This window comes from Sphingomonas sp. CFBP 8765 (assembly GCF_014841445.1).
Taxonomy (GTDB): Bacteria; Pseudomonadota; Alphaproteobacteria; order Sphingomonadales; family Sphingomonadaceae; genus Sphingomonas; species Sphingomonas aerolata.
Genome location: NZ_JACYTY010000005.1, coordinates 398229 through 414707, shown reverse-complemented (window position 1 = coordinate 414707; position 16479 = coordinate 398229). Strand labels below are relative to the sequence as shown.

Genomic DNA, 16479 nt, shown 5'->3' with positions numbered 1-16479 from the left:
AAACCAATCATTCTACAAAGGTACCTGGGCTGCCACGGCCAGCTACGCCTATCGCGCTGCGGCGGGAATCTATATCCAGCCGGGCTTGGGAGTAACGGTGCATCCGATCTTCAGCCAAAGATTCCGGCCGGCGCTGAACGCCTACCTTAGCCTGATTACGTTGTTCTAGTTACTGACCTTATATACTTTCCGACCGGCCTGGTTGCGCTGAAATGATATCGTCAAAGCTTTGTGTATTGCCATCGTACTAGGATGCTAACGATCAAACTTTGGCAATATACACTATCATTTTAAAGGTGAATGAGTGTCCGAAGTTGGAAAAGGGGCGAGGCCCCCTAAACGTCCGCTTTTGGGTCATCTGGAAGCTCTCGCGAGGAGGCGCACGCCGCCGAGAACGGCCCCCTAAGGTAAGACGACGAAATCGCTCCTCGGCAGGCGTCTGGACCCGTCCGTCCGGCAGGATTCCTGCTTGAGCTTTCGGTCCCTTCAGGCTGTGTCGTCGGGCAACCTGGCCATGCCCGTGATCAACGTGGCAAGGCATGCATTCGTCGCGGCGAGGATCTGGTAGGATACGTGGCGGCCAACATCGCGCGGCGGCTATGCTCATCAAGAAAGACGATGGTGACAGAGCAGCATGCGCCGTCACCATCGCCCCGTGCCTGGGAGGTTCGTCAGCCGGACGTGGGCGTCGACGCTGCCAACGCCGGATATTTGATGCCGAGCTGATCGAGATAGGTCGGGTATTTGGCCGGGTCGTAGTAGAATTTCTTCATCGCCGGGCGCATCCGCTCCATGATCTCCGTGTTAAGGTGGATGGCAGGCGGGTCGTTGGCGGTGACGACGGGGTCGTATTTCTGGTCCTTGAACTGCACGGTCTGCTGGAACGCCTTGGCGTCGGTCACGAGCTGCGGCGTCGTCATGATGTCGAGCACGGTCATCGACACCGCCTTGGCGCCCGCCACCGCGCCCTTGTGCGCGATCGGCGTGGCCATCGCGATCGCCGACAGCACGTTGTGGCCGATCATGCTGGGGATGTTGGAGGGATAGCGCACGGTGATCGTCGGCACGGTCCACATGATGTCGCCGATATCGTCCGATCCGCCGCCGAGCGAGCGTTCGCGGTTGGCCGGCGTCGACAGTTCGGCGACCGTGGTGGGCAGCGGCTTGACGGTTCGCTTGTTGGTCTGCTGCACCGTCCTGGCGAAGGCCTGGTCGTCGGCGCTCCAGCTCGGCATGCCGACCGCGCTGATATTGGCATAGGCGGCTTCCGCCAGCGGCTTGTTGCCGTAATTGGGCGCGGCATAGCCGAGCAGCTTGTGTTCGACGGTGGTGCCGGTCGCCCTGGCGGCCGCATCGGCGATCTCGTTGCCCGTCGTGTAGAGATCGCGGACGCTGCCGAAATCCAGGTCGCGGAAATAATACCAGACGCTGGCGAGGTCGGGGACGATGTTGGGCTGCCCGCCGCCATTGGTGATGACGTAGTGCGAGCGCTGCGTGACGGGCAGGTGCTCGCGGCGCATGTTCCAGGCGACGTCCATCACCTCGACCCCGTCGAGTGCACTGCGCCCCTCCCACGGCATCCCCGCCGCGTGCGCGGTCTTGCCGTGGAAGGTATATTCGGCAGACACCAGCGCGTTGTTGCCGCTATTGCCCCAGCCGGTGCTGAAATCGCTGCTAACATGCGCGAAGATCGACATGTCCACGCCCTTGAACAGGCCTTCGCGGACATACCACGCCTTGGTCGCGAGCAGTTCCTCGGCGACCCCGGGCCACAGCATCAGCCGGCCGGGGATCCTGTTCTTCACCATCACGTCCTTTGCCGCGATCGCGGCGGCGATCATCATCGGCATGCCCGAATTATGCCCTTCGCCATGGCCCGGTGCGCCCGCAATCATCGGCTTGAGCGTCGGCGAGCCGGGATATTGCGACAGGCCGAGCAGTCCGTCGACGTCGCTGCCGAGCGCGACCAGCGGTCCGCCGGTGCCCCAGGTCGCGGTCCAGGCGGTCGGGATGCCCGCGACGCCCCGGGTGATGGTGAAGCCTTCCTTCTTCAGGATGCCGGTCAGATAGTCCATCGTCTGGAATTCCTGGAAGCCCGGTTCGGCGAAGCTGAAGAGGGAATCGACCATCTGCTGGATCAGCTTGGCATGCGCCTCGACATCGGTGACCGCCTGTTTCTTCAAGGCGTCGCGATCGATGCCTGTTGCGGCGGTGGACGCCTGGATCGGGGCGGGTTCGGCGGCAGCGGCGGTGCTGCACAGGCCGGCGGCGATCAGCGCGGCGAGCATTGGGCGGGTATCGGCCATGTCTTTATCTCCTGAACGGTGATGTCGTAGGGGTGGGAGAGGGCGCCTGCCCTCAGAGGCCGATCCGCACGCCCATCCGGAACACGCGCCCGAGCACGTCGTAGAGCGCGCGGTTCGTCTGCGGATAGGCGGGGGTGTTGTTGCCGGTCGGCCCGTTGGCGACGAGCACCGGATCGCTGTTCAGCACGTTGCGGATCGACAGGAAGACCTGTGCCTTCGCGCCGCCGGTCTCGAACGCGTAGCTTGCGTTGACGTCGTAGAAGAACTGGCCGTCGATCCGGTTCATGTTGACCGTGCGGTAATCGGCGGTCGAGAGCGGGCAGTCGGTGGAGCAGACGACGTAGTTGTTGCTGTAGACCCCGCCGCTGACGCCGCGGGCGATGCCCTGGACGCTGAACCCGGAATCGAGATCATAGCCGGCGGTAAAACGATAGGTCCAGTCGGGCAGGCCACCGGTATTCTGGCCGGCCAGATCGGCGGTCGCGGTCACGCCGTTATTGCTGGTCATCTCGAACGCGTAGCTGGCCAGCGCGCGCAGCGTCATCGTGCCGGGACCGACCTGCCGACGATAGCTCGACTCGATATCGAAGCCGCGCGTCTTCACGCTGACGAAGTTGGTCGGCTTCACCTCGATGCTCGTCACCGGCAGCCCCAGAGCGGTCGCGCCGCGCCCCCCGGTCGTGGAGATGAACGAGCACGCATCGGCAATGCCCTGCTGATAGCATTGGTCGACGATCGTCTGCGCGAGCAGCGAGTCGATCGCCCCGTCGAGCTTGATGTCGTAATAATCCACCGAGGCGGCAAAGCCCGGCAGGAAGGTCGGCGTCAGCACCACGCCTGCGCCATAGGTCTTGGCGATTTCGGGGCGCAGGTCCGGATTGCCGACGGTGGATTCGTTGAACTGGTTGGCCGCGATGCTGCCGTTGACCTGCGGCACGTTGACGGTGTTGGTGCGACCCGTGCCGGGCGCGAACAGCTCGCTGAGATTGGGCGCACGGATATCGCGCGAGATCGTGCCGCGCAGCTTGATGTCCGGGATGACCTGCCAGGTCAGGCCGGTCTTCCACGTCTCGACGGTGCCCGAGGTCGAATAGTCGGTGAAGCGGAACGCGCCGTTGAAATCCATGCCCTTGAAGATCGGGACGACCGATTCGAGATAGGCTTCCTTGACGGTGTACCGGCCCTTGGTCGGAAGGTAGTTGCCGTAGATCCAGGTGCCGGTGGTGACGCCGTTGGCGACGTTTGGCTGGTAGAGCTGGTCGACCGATCCGGTGACCGATTCCTTGCGGGACTCCGCGCCGAACGCCACCGAGATCGGGCCTGCCCACAGGTCGACCAGGCTGTTGGTCGAAAAGTTGATCGCCGCGACTTCCTGCTTCAATTCCTGTTTCCGCAGCGGCTGGCGGCCATTGTAGAGGACATAGGCGATCGCTTCGGGCGAGGCGCCGTTGGTGCCGAGCCGGTTGAGCGGCGCGCAGGACGGGTCGTTATTGCCCGCATTCGCATCGACGTTGATCCGGCACACGATTGTGCCGGGAGCGTATCCGCCGCTGTTGCCCGCTACGGCAACGACCGCGTCGGTCGCCGCCGCCATCCGCGAGACATTCCAGGCGTTGGTCAAACGCTCGTTCGTCTTCGTCTTGCCCAGCTGGTAATAGCCGCCCCATTTCCAGTCGATCGTGCCGGTCGAGAAGGCCCCGTCGGCGCCGGCGACGTAGCGGAATACCTGCCGCTCGTTGTCGCTGCCCTGCGGCGGCAGGAAGATGTTGCTGGTGCCGATCTGGATCGAGCTGAGGTTGTTCGCCGCCATCGCCGCGCGCGTCACATCGGGCAGATAGGCGTTGTCGCGCTGGATCGTCACGCCGGTGGTCGGCGTCTGCTGATAATAGCTCTGGCCGCGATAGTTGCTGTACGAGAACTGGCCGTAGAGTTCGACCAGCGGCGAGACCTCGTAGCTCAGCCGGCCGAACACGCTGCTGCGCTTTTCCTCGGGCTGCAACGTCGCGCTGCTGCGATGGCCGGCGGTGGTGATGTCGGTGTCGCCGCCGACCATCCACTGGCCGCTGGTGGCGCCGAAGTTCAGCTGGTTGACGCTCGCCTTGCCAGTCGCGGGATCAACCGAGCCGAAATAGGTGCCGCGCAACGGGCCGGTGCTGACGAGGCCGCCCGGCGTGAACTGGCCTGTGCCGATCCCCGATGCGATCAGGAATTCATTGACGCAGGGCGTGTTCAGCGACGCGGCGTCGGTGCACCGTGCCGCGGAATAGGCAGGGTTGTTCGCCAGAAAATAGCCGCTGTCGTTCCAGTCGCGGTCGATCGTCTGGATGCCCTTTTGCGAGAAATGCTCGCCCGACACGATCAGATGGCCACGCCCGTCCGCGAACGCCTTGCCGCCGGTCGCCGTTACCTTGTGGTTCGGCGCGTCGCCATAGGTGGTGACGCCGTGCTCATACTCCATCTTGAAACCGGTATAGTCGCGGTCGAGGATGAAGTTGATCACACCCGACACCGCGTCCGAGCCATAGGCGGACGAGGCGCCGCCGGTCACGACCTCGACCCGTTCGATCAGCGCCTGGGGGAAGGTGTTGACGTCGACCTGGCCGGTGGTGGTCGAGGCGACCGAGCGCTGGCCGTCGAAGAGCACCAGGGTGCGGTTCGCGCCGAGGTGGCGCAGGTTGACCGAGTTGATGCCGGCGGCCCCGTTGCTGAGCGAGCCGTTGCTGCTGGCCGAGGTACCGCTGCCGCGCACCGCGGGCAGCGTGTTGACGAAATCGGAGATGTTGGCGGGCGCTTCCGCCTTGAGTTCCTTGGCCGTGATGACGGTGACGGGGGTGGGGGCGCTATAGCCGTCGCGTTCGATCCGCGATCCCGTGACGACGATGGTGTCGTCCCCGGGTACGACGTCGCCGGTGACGGGATCGGTCGCGAGTTCGGGCTTGCCGCCCGGGACGTTCGTCGTCTCCTGATCCGTCGGGGCGGACTTGGCCGGGCCACGTTCGGTCTGGAGCGCCGTATCGGGCGGGCCCGCAACTGTCCGGGCGGACGCAGTCTGCGTGGCGAGGCCCAGCGCCAGCACGCCCACGCTGACGAGGCTGGCGGATTTCAAGCGAGCAGTCGGCCGGGCGCGCATCGAGAAGGCGCCGACGTCGGCGCCATACAGAACAGTCATGGAGAGCCCCCTTCAGGTGATCGGGTGCCGTCCAGATATCCCCTCGTTTATGTTTTCGCTGGTTCCTGCCTGTTGGACTCGATGGCCGGGTATTCCGGTCCTGTTCCGACCCGGAGACTATCAGATGCCGCCTGCCGCTTCCTCGCAATCTGGAGATGAAATCTATGTTACTTTTGCGGAATCGGCGACGTTTTAAGCAATCATTGATAGTTTGCGGCGCGCTGGATATTATTATGTTGTTATTTCTGCGCGTCCGGCGTCACCTTTGATCGTTGACCGCCGCCGGTGCGACCGAGCGCTGCGCGACCTCGCGCATCAGGAAGCTGCTGCGGATCCGGGCGACATGCGGCAGCATCGACAGTTCGCGGCGATAGACACGGTCGTAATCCTCGAACGACCGGACATGGACGATCATGATGAAGTCGACCTCGCCCGATACGAAGCTGCAGAACGACATCGACGGACACAGGATCACCGCGGATTCGAATTCGTTCAGCACATGTTCGGCCTGCGAACTGAGCTCGATCGAGACCATCGCGGTAATGCTGAACCCCAGCTTCGCCATGTCGAGCTTCGCCGTGTAGCCCGCGACGACGCCGTTTTCCTCCAGGATCTTGCGACGCCGCGCGGTCGCGGTGCTCGAGAGATGGATGCGCTCGCCCAGCATCACGTCGGATGCGCGGCCATCGCGGATCAGTTCGCGCAGAAGTCGGTAATCGGTAGGATCGACAAGATTGTTTTCGGTTTCGTGCATCATTCACCCCGATTATTGCCGAATTTCGTCACCCAGGCTTCGAAACTGCGCAATATCGCCGGATACCGCAACCTGGATCATGCTAGTTTGCTGCATGGCAGCAATTGGGGGACGAGGCGATGCGCGGGATCATCTGGGGTACGACGGTCGGGCTGGTGGCCGCAGCGAGCGGGGGCGGACCCGTCGCGGCGCAGCAGGTCGCGCGGGCGGCGACGCAGGCGGCGCTGCTGCCGGTCAAGGCGTTGCCGGCCGAGGGGCGTATCCTCGTCACGTTGCCCGCCGCCGATGCGGACGGAGCGTCGGGACGGTTCCTCTACGCGACCTCGCTGCGGACGGGTATTGGCTCGGCCAATCTGCGGCTCGACCGCGGGATGCTGGGGCCCGAACACATCGTCGCGTTCCGGCGGATCGGCAAGAAGGTCGCGGTGACGTTCGAAAATCACCAGTTTCGCGCGACCGGCGATGACGGCGTCGCGGCGGGCGGGCGCACCAGTTTTCCGACGAGCATCATGGCGATGCTCGACATCGTCGCGACCGAAGCCGATGGCGGCGTGACGGTCGACATCGCCCCGTTCCTGACGCGCGACACGCTGGGCATCACCGAGTCGCTGAACGCGAGCTGGGCGATGGCCGGCGCGGGCGGCGGATCGGCGGCGGGCAAGGGGTTCCGCCTGGTCGATGCACTCAGCGTCGCGGATGCCGGCTCGGTCAGGGTCTTCCCCGACAATATCGAGGTCGACGCGCTGCAGACCTATCAGACCGATACGCCGGGCCGCGAGGTGGAACGCATCGCCGCCGAGCCGCGGCAGATCGGCTTCACCGTCCACCACAGCTTCGTCCGGCTGCCTGCGCCCGGCTTCGTCTCGCGCAAGTTCGACATCCGGTCGGCGGCGGGGGGTAACCAATATTACGACTATGGGACGCCGCTGGGCGAGGATGTCGTCCAGCAGTTCGCCAACCGGTTCCGGCTGGAAAAGGTCGATCCGGCCGCCGCCCGCTCCCGCGTCAAGAAGCCGATCATCTTCTATATCGACCGCGCCGCGCCCGAGCCGATCCGCGCCGCGTTGCTGGAGGGCGTCAATTACTGGGCGACGGCGTTCGACAAGGCCGGGCTGATCGACGCGTTCCGTGCGGAGATCCTGCCCGCCGGCGCCGATCCGCTCGACGTGCGGTACAGCATGGTCAACTGGTCGAACCGGCTGACGCGGGGCTGGTCCTATGGCGGCGGCATCGTCGATCCGCGGACCGGCGAGATCATCAAGGGCAATGTCGTGATCGGCGCGCTGCGCGTGCGGCAGGACATGGCGATCTTCGGGGGGCTGGTCGGCGCCGCGCAGACCAACAGCGGCAGCGGCAATGATCCGGTCAGGGCGTCGCTCGACAGGATCCGCCAGCTCGGCGCGCATGAGGTCGGCCATGCGATCGGTTTCATGCACAATTTCGCGGGCAGCACACAGGACCGGACGACGGTGATGGATTATCCCGGACCGCGCATCAAGCTGACCGATGGCCGGATCGACCTGTCGGACGCCTATGCGAAGGGCGGGGGGGTGTGGGACGACTTCACCGTCGACTGGCTGTATGCCGATGCCGCGCCCGGTACCAATCCGGACGTGGCCGCACGGGCCAAGGCGCTCGCGATCCAGGCGAAGGGCGTCCGCTTCATCACCGACATCGACGGCCGCGCGTCCGATACGCCGAGCCCCTGGGGCAGCATGTGGGATGACGGCCCCGATCCGGTCGCCTCGCTCAACCACATGATGGCGGTGCGCCGCATCGCGATTGCGCAGTTCGGGCCCGGCGTGTTGCGCAGTGGCGAGGCTCTGTCCGATCTGCGGCGCAAGTTCGTGCCGGTATGGCTGCTGCATCGCTATGATATCGATGCGGTGGGCAAGCTGGTCGGCGGCATCGACTATGCCTATGCGGTCGCGGGCGACAATCATCCGGCCGCCGCGCCGGTTGCCGCCGCCACGCAGGACGCGGCGATCGCCGCCTTGCTGGCGACGCTTTCGCCGGATGTGCTGACCGTGCCCGCGACGCTGGTGATGCCGCTGTCGTCGCCGATGAACGGCCGCAGCGACGTGCAGTTCGATCAGGAGGTGTTCCGCAATGCCGGCGCCGCCGCGTTCGACCCGCTGGTCGCGGCCGATGTCGCCGCGCAGGTGACGCTGGACTCGCTGCTGGCGCCGGCGCGGCTGGCGCGGGTGTACGAACAGCATCGTCGCGACCCGGGAATGCCCGGCGTCGACGCGCTGCTCGACCGGCTGATCGCCGCCACGGTCGCGGCACGGCGCGACGCGGTCGGCCGCCGGATCGCCTATCGCACGATCATGACGCTGGCCGCCACGGCGCGCGACGATGCGACGTCGCCCGACGTCGCGGCGCTGCTTGGCGATCGGCTGCGCGGGATCGCGACGCGACTGGCCAAGGCCGGCAGCGACGAGGATGGCGCCTGGAGCCGCCACGTCGCGCTGCTCCTGACCGACGAGGACCGACTGACGCGCGAACTCGACAAGCGGCGCGCGGTGCCGACCATTCCGCCGGGCATGCCGATCGGGGGCGATACGGGCTGGTTCGACGATTGAGCGATCCGATCACGTCGGATCGAGATGAACGAATGTCGGAAGTCGGGAGGTGGAACGAACGCTTTGGACGACCGCTTGTGGGTCTGGCCGGAAGCATGGGCCGGTACTTCCGCCCCGTAGCTGATGTTCTCAGCTAAGCTCCCCTGGCGGCTCGAACCTCCATTTGGCAGCAAGCATCGCCTGCAAGAGATCGACGTAGCTCCAACCGTCGGCACGGGCGGCGATCGCCGAGAGGCAATCCTGATCTTCGCGGCCCGGGCGGCCCGGCCCCGTCATGTTGGGCTTCATGTTGAGGTCGAACAATTTGAACAGACCATGACGATCGGCGCGGCAATCGATCCGGATCGATTGCCGCGCGTCGACCAGCGCGGCTGCCGAGACGCAACTGTCGATCATCGCCACGATCGCGGGATCGCGCAGCCGCCCGGGGCTGATTGCGATGCTGTTGGCGGTGACCGGAACGTCGCCATTATAAGGGGCTACTCCGCCGCGCTGATCGAAGCGGTACACGGGCGGCAGGGCCCAGTGCGTCGGTGCGCGCGAACCATCCGGGCGCGGGGACGCGGGCGGCATGAGGGTGACGGTCATCTCGTCACCATCGAGAAATTCTTCCACCATCAGCATGTCGCCGAAGGTGGCGGCTGCGATCAACGCAGTCGCGGCATCGCGCAGGGCACCGAGGCTCTCCACCAGGGTTACGCCCTGACTACCACGGCCGCGCACCGGCTTGACGATCATCGGAAAGGACATGCCGCGGGTAGTGCACGCGTCCTCGACATCGGCCAGTGCGCAGACATTCTCCTTCGCCGTGCCGGACAGCAGAAACGATCGTGCTACCGGCAGGCCAGCCTTGGCAAGAAGGTGGTTGGTCTCGAACTTGTCGTCGAACGCCTGCATCGCCGCAGGAAGCTGCCCGACGATGTCGAAGTCGACCATCGCCGTCTCGAGCGGATGTCCTTCGAACAAGACCGTGTTCGCCCACAGGACCGATGCGCCGGCCGCGCCTGCGCTACGGATGCCCTCGGGCGTGTCCGGGAATACCCAGTCGAGTGCCTTTGAAGGGTCTGGCGCGGAGGCGGGTGTGACAACATCCACCCCAGCCGTCCGCAAGGCGAAAGCAATGTCGGCGCCGCCATCTGAATATCCGCCCGGCTTCGCGTCCTTTCGCAGTCCGTCGATCAGCGGTGGTGGAAGCGCTTGGTAGAGAAGGGCGACCGGTGCTGTTTTCATGAATAATCTCCTGCGCACCGCGCATTAGCCCGGAGCGGCGCGCGCGTGAAAGGGGCACCGAATGCGGTCATGCGGCAGTGATACCTCATGCATCGGCTTGACCCTGACCGTCGCGCCATTTGCGCTGGGGTGCCCTGATGGATCGGACCGGCTAACACCCGGCAATCCGCTCGACGATGGTCCTGATCGCATCGCGCTCTAGGGGGGCGCGGTCGATCGAATTGTGGATGCCGATACCCTCGATCAGCGCGTCAAGCGCGCGCGCCGTTAGCGGGTCGAAGAAGCGGCCCAGGGCGCCTCGGCTGCTGTCCATCCAATGTTGCCTGACCGCGCTGACCGGTGGGTGCCGGGCCGCGAAGGCGTAGAGTTCGTAGCTCAACAACAACGTGCGCGGTTCCGCCCAGACCTGGTTCGCGATGATGTCGATGACTGCCGTACACGCCTCTGCGCGGTCCGTCGCGGACTCCAGGCGCGCGCGGAACGCCGCAGAGGATTCCGCCGCCAGTTGCAGGAAGGCGGCCGCGAGCAGGTCCTCCAGCGTCGCAAAATAATAGGTGACCGAGCCGAGCGGCACCTGCGCCGCCTCGGCGATGCGGCGATGAGTCGTTGCCGCGGTTCCAAGATCGGCAATGACTCCTAGCGTCGCATCGACGATGCGCTGCCGCCGTGTCGGATCGTTGCGCCGGGACTCTTGGGTCATCGCCTCTTTACCTCGATCTCGGCATGTGTACATATGTACATAATATTGAGGGTGATTGGAAGGCAGCGGCTATGACGGAGGATCGGGTGAGCAGGCGAGCGGTAATCGGTGGTGCCGCAGCGCTTGCGATCGCGGGAAATGCCGGCGTCGCGACCGCGCAGGGCTCGGCAATCTCGGCGCTTGGGCGCCGTGACGGTCGCTGGCTGAATGCGCCCAAGGCCTGGAAGGCCGCACCCGGCGGAGACCTGACGCTCGTCACCGACAAGGGCAGCGATTTCTGGCGCGAGACGCATTACGGCTTCACCCGTGACAGCGGTCATTTCCTCGGCTTCACCGCGCCTGCCGCGTTCACCGCCCAACTGCGCATTCGCGGCCAGTATCAGAAACTCTACGATCAGGCCGGCATCATGGTGCGGGTCGACGAACGGCGCTGGGTCAAGGCGGGGATTGAATTGTCCGACGGGCGCGCCATGATGAGCAGCGTGCTGACCGATGGCAAGTCCGACTGGGCGACCGGCCCCTATGAGCATGACGCGCAGGATTTCTGGATGCGCGCGACGGTCGCCAAGGGCGTCCTGCGGTTACAGGTCTCAGCGGACGGCAAGACGTGGCCTTTGGTCAGACTGGCACCCTTTCCGATCGCCCCCGCCTATCAGGTTGGACCGATGGCCTGCACGCCGGAACGTGCCGGACTGGAAGTGCATTTCTCGGACCTGAGCATTACAGCCCCGTTGGGCAAGGACCTCCACGACCTGAGTTGATCGCGCGCCGCTGCGTGGCTCGACCGCTATAATCGCGCATCGACAGCGATCGTGATCGCGAAAAAGGCCTGCCCGCCTGAACGGTGCGTGACAACCATCGGTGCCGGTGACGCCTCGGTCCTCCCGTGGCCATCGCCGATCCAACAGTCGCGGGCGCAATAGTGAAGTACAGACTTGACCAAAGAGCTCCTGAAATTTAGTGAAGTCAAAGCTTCACTGAGGAGCAAGTCGATGACCATCACACACGATACCTTCGAAATCCGCAAAACCTGCGATGCCGCTCCGCCCGCGATTTTTGGCGCCTTCGCTTTTCAGGACCGCAAGAGCAGGTGGTACGCCGCCAGTCCCGGACACGAGCCGCTCTCCTATAGCTTCGACTTTCGTCCGGGCGGTGAGGAGAAGCTCACCGCCAGGATGCTGCCAGGCACTCCGATCGCGGGAAGGGAGCTGTGCTGGACCTCAACCTATGCTGAGATCGTCGATAACGCGCGGATCGTGTTCTTCCAAACGCTCGACGTCGATCAGGCCCGCGTGTCTGCTGCCGTGGTCACCGTGGAAATTTCGCCGCTCGACGACAAGAGCGAGGTCTTGCTGACGCACCAGGCGGTCTATTTCGAAGGCGCCGACGGCCCGGCAATGCGCCGGATGGGGTGGGACTTCCTGCTCGACACGATGGCTTCGGAACTGCAGCCCGCATGATGCAGCCTGCCGTAGAGTCTGTCCGCTCGTCGAGGGTCGACCTTCTGTTTCATGCGCTCGGTGACGCCAATCGCCGTCGCATGGTGAGTCATCTTGCGGAGCGGCCCGCGAGCGTTTCGGAACTCGCTGCGGTACTGGCGATCAGCAAGACGGCAATAGGCCAGCACCTTGCCGTGCTTGAGGAAGCCAAGCTCGCCCGCTCGACCAAGCTTGGACGGGTGCGCACCTGTCAATTCGATCCTGCCGGGCTCGCGCCGTTGCAGGATTGGATCGACTATCACCGTCAGGAATGGAACGAGCGGCTGAACCGCCTTGATGATTTGATCAGCGGCATCGTTTCCAACGAAGACTGCGCCTGAACGTCGGCTTCTGCCTAGAGCTGTCGTTCGGGTTATCACTGCAATCGGCGGGAATGTCCCAAACCAAGCCGCTCGGATCGGCGCTCTTGCGACATGAACGAGCGGCCGAAGTTGAGAAGCCGAAACGAGCCCGCGAGCGTCCGCAACGGGTCGTCGCGGCCTCTAAGTAGCCCAACAGTTTTCTCCTCCGTCGGCATGCGCTGCCGATCCCCATGGACATCCATGGGCCAGCCTTAAGCGTATTTGAAACCCTGAAGGTCAAACCTCCCTAATTGGCCACTGCATCCGTCCCGAGCCACGCGGCGCGAAACGCGAGTTGTTGGGCGGTTGGCTTAACCCCTGCGGTTTCGTAGCGGACGACCTCGACGGTGGGGTCGGCGAGGAAGGTCAGCGTGGCGCGGCGGTCGAGGCCGCGTTGGCGGTAGGTGATGTCGGCGGTCTGGCCGGGTTTGTAACGGCCAAGCGCCGCAGCCGCGTCAGCATCGCTGGTGATCACCGTCCCGCCTAGGCTGACGATCTGGTCGCCGTTGTCGAGGCCGGCGCGGTAGAGCGGAGTATCGGGGGCGGGCGCGCCGTCGATGCGGACGTCGGTGCCGGTAGTCTTGAGGCGGACGTTGCCGAGCCACGCGGCGGTCGGGTTGACGGGACGGAGCTTCATACCCGCCTGGTCGAGCAGGGGGGCATAGTCGGGAAGCGCTTCGGCATCGACCGAGGTCCTGAAGAAGGCGTCCGCGAAGGCGGGATCCTTGGTCACCTCGCCCAGCGCGCGGGACAGGTCGGCGCGGGTATAGGGGCGCTCGGGCTTGCCGAAGGTCTGCCATAGGTGGCGCATAAACGTGTCGAGCGTGATGCCCGAGTAACGCTGACGCAATGTCAGGTCGAGGGCGAGCGCGAGGCCGGCGCCATAGGTGTAGTAGGACACGAAGATGTTGGGGTTCGTCGCGTCGATCGACTTTGCCGCATCGACGAACGGCGCCCGCAGGCTCATTTCCTGCGGACCGCCGTAACGGCGTGCGGTGCCAGTGGTTAGCGCGTTGACGGTAGAGCCGACCCCGCGCAGATACGCGTCGATCGCGGATTCGCCCGCTCGGCGGATCATCAGCGGCCCGTAATATTGGGTGAACCCTTCCGCAAGCCAGAGCGACGGGGTCGGGTTGGCGCGGGTGAAGTCGAACGGTTCGAGCTCGGCAGGGCGGATGCGCTCGACGTTCCAGCTGTGGAAGAATTCATGGCTGAGTGTGTCGATCTGCGCAAAATTCGCCGCGGTGAACGAACGCGGCTGCGATATGATCGTCGAGTTGCGATGCTCCATGCCGTCGCCGCTGATCTGCGGCACATAGTCGGCGATGAAGGTGTAGGTGCCGAAGTCGTAGGCGGGATGTTCGCCCCACATCGCGATGTGCTGCGCGACGACCTTTTTGGCGCTGGCGGCGAAGCGATCGAGGTCGGCGCGCGAGCCGTCGTGATGGACCGCGAGCCGGATAGTGGCGCGCGTCGGTCCCTCTCCGACCTGCCATTCGCGCAGATCGAAATTGGACAGCTCGGTGGGGCTGTCCATGAAATATTGGAAGTTGGGCGCGGCAAACGTGTAGGGGTCGCCGGTCGGCTGGAGCTGGGTCGCGACCTTCCACTTGGTGTCGAAGGGCACGAACCGGACGCTGATCGGGCGCGCGTCCTGCCCGACCGCCCACAAAAAGGTCGCGGGCATATTGAGATGCGCGTGGGTTGCGTCGATCTGCGCATATGTGCCGTCTCCGTGATCGCCGAACAGCGTGTAGGTGACGCTTACCGTCCCGTCGTGCCCGGAAATCGTCCAGCCATAGGGGTCGGTCCGCGTCATCGCGAGCGCGCGACCGCGGCCATCCTTGGCGGCGAGCGAATAGACGTTCTTGGCAAATTCGTGGATCGCGTAGCGGCCGGGCGAGGAGCGCGACATCTGGACGCGCAAGGGGGCCGGTCCGAGGTCGCGCCAGGTGACGGTCACCTGTGCCTCATGATGGACCGCGTTGGGGAAAGCGATCTCGTACCGGGTCGCCGCTGGCGCCTTGGTCTGTGCAATCGCGGGGCCGGCGAGCAACGCCAGCGTGGCGGTGCAGGTCGCAAAAATCGTCTTCATGGATGGTCCCCCGGATCGTCTATCGGCACCTAGGATCGATCGACATTCACCTTGTCAATGCTCCCGCCAGCCGAGGAGGAACGGCGGCAAAGACCTAAAGCCGAGATTATCGCGTAGTCGTGTGACGGATATGAACGAGCGTCCGGAGTTGCGAGACGCTGAAAGCCGTCGGAACGGCCGGTCTTGGGGGCGAATCTGATTTGGGAGCAAATTGGAGCAAGAGCCCAAACTTTGGTTGGCTAAATCAAGGCATTAGGCTGGTCTCTTGAGTATAGTTATGCAAAAACAGATCAGATCCGGCCAAGGCGGCAGGCGTCGGATACACACGCATCATTGAGCCTGCCCAGCAGCGCAAGCGAACATGGCGCTCTCATTCAAGTCGAGAGCTACGCCATATCACGCCGGTTCTCCCGAGTCCGAACATGGCCACGTGACAGGGCTGCTGCATCGTTCACGCCGGCGAGCGTCAACGTGCGCTCGAACTCTTCTGTCAACAACGTCAGAGCGCGATCGACGCCTGCTTCTCCGCCGGCCGCGAGGCCGTATAGATAGGGGCGCCCGATCGAACAGGCGGTTGCTCCGAGCGCCAACGCCTTCGCCACGTCCGAGCCGCGTCGGATGCCGCCGTCGCAGATGACGTCCGGCCCACCGCCAACCGCGTCGCGTACCGCTGCGATCTGGTCGATCGGGGCGGGCGCTCCATCGAGCTGGCGTCCGCCGTGGTTCGATACCATCACGCCGGTCGCGCCCGACGCGATCGAACGTCGCGCGTCCTCGGGTGTCATCACGCCCTTGATCGCGAGCGGCCCGTTCCACTCACGTGCGAGCCATTCGACGTCGCGCCAACCGACCGACCGATCGAACTGGCCGCCGATATAATCGAACAGGCTCATCGGTCCCGACGCGAGCGCGTCGATCCTGTGGCTCACGTTCGCAAGATCGAACTTGGACCCTGTCAGCGCGGGCAGCGACCATGACGGATGAAGCGCGAAACTCAGCAACGACTTCAGCGTCAGCTTGGGTGGCAGGGACAGTCCGCTGCGCCTGTCTCGCTCGCGGTTGCCGGCGACCGGCGTGTCGACGGTCAGCGCCAGCCCGTGAAAGCCTGCATTCCGGCAACGCGCGACGAACTCTGCGGTCAGACCGCGGTCCTTGAAGATATAGATCTGGAAAACCTTCGGTCCGGCGAATGCCTGGGCAAGGTCTTCCAGCCGCGTCGTTCCCATCGTCGACAGACTGTACAGTATTCCGTGACGCGCAGCAGCGCGAGCGACGGCCAGTTCGGCATGGCCGTGGAACATACGGGTGAGCCCCGTCGGCGCCAGCATCAGTGGCCAGCGCGATGGTTGTCCGAACAGCGTCGTGCCGGTCCGGACTGCAGAGACGTCGTTCAGTATGTCCGGCACCAGCTCGTAGTTTGAAAATGCGGTGACGTTTCGGCGCAGCGACACTTCGTCGTCGGCGCCACCGTCAATATAGTCGAAGATCGGTCGTGGCAGCCGTTTGCGTGCCATGAGGCGCAGGTCAGCAACATTGTTCGCCCGGTGAAGCTGCCTCATGGCCGTGCCCGCGTCTTGATCGCAAACAGCTGCGCACCCTGATTCACCATCACTCTCCCACGTCTTGACCCCTCCCCGATGTCCGGGATGGCAAGCACGGCGAGCAGACGTGATCCCGACGCGTCGTCCCCGTGATCCGGATATCAGAAGAGCTGTCGCAGTCTGCGCGCATTCGGGGCAGGCGACGAAACCAATTACTGTGCAAGGCCGCTGCATGACTGTGCGCACCGAAGGCATTTGG

At 64.6% G+C, this 16479-nt stretch carries 11 protein-coding genes; 4 read left to right on the top strand and 7 right to left on the bottom strand.

Annotation, left to right across the window (positions count from 1 at the left end; all coding sequences use genetic code 11):
- Window positions 1-671 precede the first annotated feature (671 nt).
- The 3 genes from IFT87_RS15080 to IFT87_RS15070 form a co-directional block, all read right to left on the bottom strand.
- A complete protein-coding gene (locus tag IFT87_RS15080; protein WP_249403368.1) occupies window positions 672-2306 on the bottom strand; it encodes an amidohydrolase in 1635 nt (544 codons plus the stop codon).
- Between the two features lie 52 nt (window positions 2307-2358).
- Window positions 2359-5475, bottom strand: coding sequence for a TonB-dependent receptor plug domain-containing protein (locus IFT87_RS15075; RefSeq protein WP_249403367.1), 3117 nt, complete (start codon window positions 5473-5475; stop codon window positions 2359-2361).
- A 259-nt stretch (window positions 5476-5734) separates the two neighbouring features.
- Entirely contained in the window at window positions 5735-6232 is a 498-nt protein-coding gene (locus IFT87_RS15070) for an Lrp/AsnC family transcriptional regulator (RefSeq protein WP_342211172.1), read from the bottom strand.
- Between the two features lie 116 nt (window positions 6233-6348).
- Between IFT87_RS15070 and IFT87_RS15065 the strand changes: the two genes are divergently transcribed.
- Window positions 6349-8814, top strand: coding sequence for a zinc-dependent metalloprotease (locus tag IFT87_RS15065; RefSeq protein WP_192191123.1), 2466 nt, complete (start codon window positions 6349-6351; stop codon window positions 8812-8814).
- A 129-nt stretch (window positions 8815-8943) separates the two neighbouring features.
- On the opposite strand, the gene IFT87_RS15060 is transcribed toward IFT87_RS15065, so the two are convergent.
- Both IFT87_RS15060 and IFT87_RS15055 read right to left on the bottom strand, forming a co-directional pair.
- The gene (locus IFT87_RS15060; RefSeq protein WP_192191121.1) at window positions 8944-10044 is read right to left on the bottom strand and encodes an ATP-binding protein; all 1101 of its coding nucleotides are present in this window, start codon (window positions 10042-10044) and stop codon (window positions 8944-8946) included.
- 151 nt (window positions 10045-10195) lie between these two features.
- Entirely contained in the window at window positions 10196-10744 is a 549-nt protein-coding gene (locus IFT87_RS15055; RefSeq protein ID WP_192191119.1) for a TetR/AcrR family transcriptional regulator, read from the bottom strand.
- Between the two features lie 86 nt (window positions 10745-10830).
- Here IFT87_RS15055 and IFT87_RS15050 point away from each other — a divergent pair, with 86 nt between their 5' ends.
- The 3 genes from IFT87_RS15050 (at window position 10831) to IFT87_RS15040 (ending at window position 12563) form a co-directional block, all read left to right on the top strand.
- Entirely contained in the window at window positions 10831-11505 is a 675-nt protein-coding gene (locus IFT87_RS15050) for a DUF1349 domain-containing protein (RefSeq protein ID WP_197975291.1), read from the top strand.
- Window positions 11506-11736: 231 nt separating this feature from the next.
- Entirely contained in the window at window positions 11737-12204 is a 468-nt protein-coding gene (locus IFT87_RS15045; RefSeq protein ID WP_152555530.1) for an SRPBCC domain-containing protein, read from the top strand.
- The gene (locus IFT87_RS15040; protein ID WP_197975290.1) at window positions 12201-12563 is read left to right on the top strand and encodes an ArsR/SmtB family transcription factor; all 363 of its coding nucleotides are present in this window, start codon (window positions 12201-12203) and stop codon (window positions 12561-12563) included. The genes IFT87_RS15045 and IFT87_RS15040 overlap by 4 nt, the downstream gene beginning before the upstream one ends.
- 268 nt (window positions 12564-12831) lie before the next feature.
- Here the strand turns inward: IFT87_RS15040 and IFT87_RS15035 are convergent, their stop codons facing one another.
- Both IFT87_RS15035 and IFT87_RS15030 read right to left on the bottom strand, forming a co-directional pair.
- Window positions 12832-14679, bottom strand: coding sequence for a M61 family metallopeptidase (locus IFT87_RS15035; protein WP_192191117.1), 1848 nt, complete (start codon window positions 14677-14679; stop codon window positions 12832-12834).
- Between the two features lie 386 nt (window positions 14680-15065).
- A complete protein-coding gene (locus IFT87_RS15030; protein WP_249403366.1) occupies window positions 15066-16193 on the bottom strand; it encodes an alpha-hydroxy acid oxidase in 1128 nt (375 codons plus the stop codon).
- Window positions 16194-16479: the final 286 nt, after the last annotated feature.

Excerpts from the sequence above, each read along its gene's own strand:
- IFT87_RS15080 (WP_249403368.1), bottom strand. The coding sequence starts at position 2,306 with ATGGCCGATACCCGCCCAATGCTCGCCGCGCTGATCGCCGCCGGCCTG.
- IFT87_RS15075 (WP_249403367.1), bottom strand. The coding sequence starts at position 5,475 with ATGACTGTTCTGTATGGCGCCGACGTCGGCGCCTTCTCGATGCGCGCC.
- IFT87_RS15070 (WP_342211172.1), bottom strand. The coding sequence starts at position 6,232 with ATGATGCACGAAACCGAAAACAATCTTGTCGATCCTACCGATTACCGA.
- IFT87_RS15065 (WP_192191123.1), top strand. The coding sequence starts at position 6,349 with ATGCGCGGGATCATCTGGGGTACGACGGTCGGGCTGGTGGCCGCAGCG.
- IFT87_RS15060 (WP_192191121.1), bottom strand. The coding sequence starts at position 10,044 with ATGAAAACAGCACCGGTCGCCCTTCTCTACCAAGCGCTTCCACCACCG.
- IFT87_RS15055 (WP_192191119.1), bottom strand. The coding sequence starts at position 10,744 with ATGACCCAAGAGTCCCGGCGCAACGATCCGACACGGCGGCAGCGCATC.
- IFT87_RS15045 (WP_152555530.1), top strand. The coding sequence starts at position 11,737 with ATGACCATCACACACGATACCTTCGAAATCCGCAAAACCTGCGATGCC.
- IFT87_RS15040 (WP_197975290.1), top strand. The coding sequence starts at position 12,201 with ATGATGCAGCCTGCCGTAGAGTCTGTCCGCTCGTCGAGGGTCGACCTT.
- IFT87_RS15035 (WP_192191117.1), bottom strand. The coding sequence starts at position 14,679 with ATGAAGACGATTTTTGCGACCTGCACCGCCACGCTGGCGTTGCTCGCC.
- IFT87_RS15030 (WP_249403366.1), bottom strand. The coding sequence starts at position 16,193 with ATGGCACGCAAACGGCTGCCACGACCGATCTTCGACTATATTGACGGT.